Source organism: Candidatus Cloacimonadota bacterium, assembly GCA_011372345.1.
In the GTDB taxonomy this organism is placed as follows: domain Bacteria; phylum Cloacimonadota; class Cloacimonadia; order Cloacimonadales; family TCS61; genus DRTC01.
The window spans coordinates 1-2,668 of the sequence record DRTC01000525.1; the positions used below are offsets into that span (position 1 = coordinate 1).

The window sequence follows — 2,668 nt, forward strand, 5'->3', positions numbered from 1 at the left end:
ATGATATTTAAATCTCCAATCGTAACATTTTCCCGAATTGTTGCCAGATCCGCGATCAGGTTATTATTCCCGATCATTGCCTGCACATAAATTACGACATTTGCTCCAATCTGGCACATATTCCCAATTTCTGCTGGTTTCAGGTTGGGATCGACTTTGAAAATACTTCTGGGAGAACTCAAAGGTTTTTTCCCGATTATTGTATTATCATCAATCCTGACCTGATCTCCAATCTTCGATCCTTCATAAATTACTACATTATTTCCGATTAGACAATCGTTTCCGATCGAGACATTTTCCATAATGACACAGTTAAAACCGATTTTCGTAGCTTGACCAATTTTGGCAGTTTCCGCTATATATTGCTTCATAAATTACCTCCAAACTAAAAAACTTGAATTAAGTTCACTTTAGTGGACTTGATTTAAGTTTTAATAATCCCTTATATTTCAAAGAGACATATTTTTGAAAAGAATTATTTCGTAAAGTAATTTGCATAAAAAAACCTGCCGTAATAATTAACCGGCAGGTTTTATGATTTTAGTTCAACCATTGCGAAGGTCTCGTTCCTCGACCATTCGCAAGGTTCTATTTAAACAACACCATGATCAAGCATTGCATTGGCGACTTTCAGGAATCCGGCAATATTTGCTCCGTTCACATAATTAACGAAATCACCATCTTTGCCGTGTTCGACGCATTGAGAATGAATTGCTTTCATTATGTTATGCAATCTTTCATCGACTTCTTCTCTTGTCCAGGAGAGTCTTAAACTGTTTTGAGACATTTCCAATCCGGAAGTAGCAACACCACCGGCATTAGCAGCTTTTCCAGGTCCGTAGAGAATTTTATTTTCAAGATAAACTTCGATCGCTTCCGGAGTAGAAGGCATATTTGCACCTTCTGCAACAACTTTACAACCGTTTGCAATAAGAGTTTTTGCATCATTCACATCGATCTCATTTTGGGTAGCACTTGGCAGAGCAACATCGCATTTAACTTCCCATGGTCTTTTACCTTCAAAGTATTTTACTCCATATTTTTCAGCGTATTCTTTGATCCTGCCGCGTTTGATATTTTTGAGTTCCATGACATAAGCAAGTTTTTCAGCGTCGATACCGTCAGGATCATAAATATATCCACTTGAATCAGAAAGGGTTACTACTTTTCCACCGAGTTCATTAACTTTTTCAGTTGTGTATTGAGCAACATTTCCCGAACCTGAAACTGTTACAGTTTTACCTTTGAAAGAATCACCTTTTGTTTTCAGCATTTCTTCGGCAAAATACACACAGCCATAACCTGTTGCTTCAGGTCGAATCAAGCTTCCACCCCAGTTCAAACCTTTTCCGGTCAGAATTCCGACAAATTCATTACGGATCTTCTTATACATTCCGAACATATAACCGATTTCACGACCACCAACACCGATATCACCAGCAGGAACATCTGTGTTAGGACCGATATGACGATAAAGTTCGCTCATAAAAGACTGGCAGAATTTCATTACTTCATTATCAGATTTTCCTTTAGGATCAAAATTAGATCCGCCTTTTCCACCACCCATGGGAAGTGTTGTCAGACTGTTTTTGAAAACCTGTTCAAAACCGAGGAATTTTAGAATGCTCAGGTTTACGGAAGGATGGAAACGAAGACCACCTTTGTAAGGTCCGATAGCACTGTTGAACTCAACTCTGAAACCGCGATTAACTTGAACATCACCTTTGTCATCTACCCAGGGAACACGGAACATAACCACTCTTTCCGGTTCGATAATTCTTTCCAGGATCTTTGCTTCCACAAAGGCAGGATTAGAATTATATACATCCCAGATAGATTCTACGACTTCTGTTACTGCCTGCATAAATTCAGGCTGACATGGATTTTTCGCTTCGATATAAGCAAGAAATTCTTTCATTGTCATAAACAACCTCCGAATATTTTTTTGGGACAAAATTTAAAGGGAAAATATTTGTCAAGGTCAAATTCCTGCATATCTAATAAAATAAATAGAAGTAATAAAAGAAGTTAAATATATCGATTATCTTAAAATTCTTTCTGCCTTCGAGGGCTTTCCTAAATCGAATTTTACAATTGCCAGTTCCGGTTTATCATAAGCAGCGGAAAAGCATTGAGTTTTGCCGATCACATCATTCCAGAAGCCGGTTATGGTAGAAGATTCGTGAATATGACCGTGAAGCGTGAGATAAGGTTGCTTTTCTTGGATAAATCTTTTGATGGCGATACTACCGACATGAACATCGAGAGGTACATGATCGATCATTTTTCCGTCGAGAGCGGCTCTATCGAGTTTTGTTTGATAAGGTGGTGAATGAAATAAAAATATGGAATTATTTAAGTTATCGTTTCCTATTAATTGTTCCAGGTCTTTTTTGATCGTCGAATATTCCTTTTCATAATCAAAAACCGGGAAAGTTCTATAGCCTTCAATCGGAGAGACACAGCCAACATCTATAAATCTGGAAACATCAAATTTCTCCCAATCTTTCAATAAAAAAGGAGTAGGCGGCACAAAAGCATAACCATAAATATCGTAGTTTTTATATTTGATCTTTCGATTGTGGATATAAGTCCAGATGCCTTGATTTCCTGCTTCCATAATGGAAACCTCTTCAATGCTGGGATCATCATTTCCTAGGATAAGATA

2 protein-coding genes are annotated in these 2,668 nt (G+C 37.6%); both read right to left on the bottom strand.

Features of this window, described 5'->3' with window-relative positions; all coding sequences use genetic code 11:
* Window positions 1-371: N-acetyltransferase (locus ENL20_10020; GenBank protein ID HHE38892.1), on the bottom strand; the 371-nt coding region annotated here is incomplete at its 3' end.
* A 221-nt stretch (window positions 372-592) separates the two neighbouring features.
* Window positions 593-1,924, bottom strand: a complete 1,332-nt coding sequence (locus ENL20_10025; protein ID HHE38893.1) for an NADP-specific glutamate dehydrogenase — start codon at window positions 1,922-1,924, stop codon at window positions 593-595.
* Window positions 1,925-2,668: the final 744 nt, after the last annotated feature.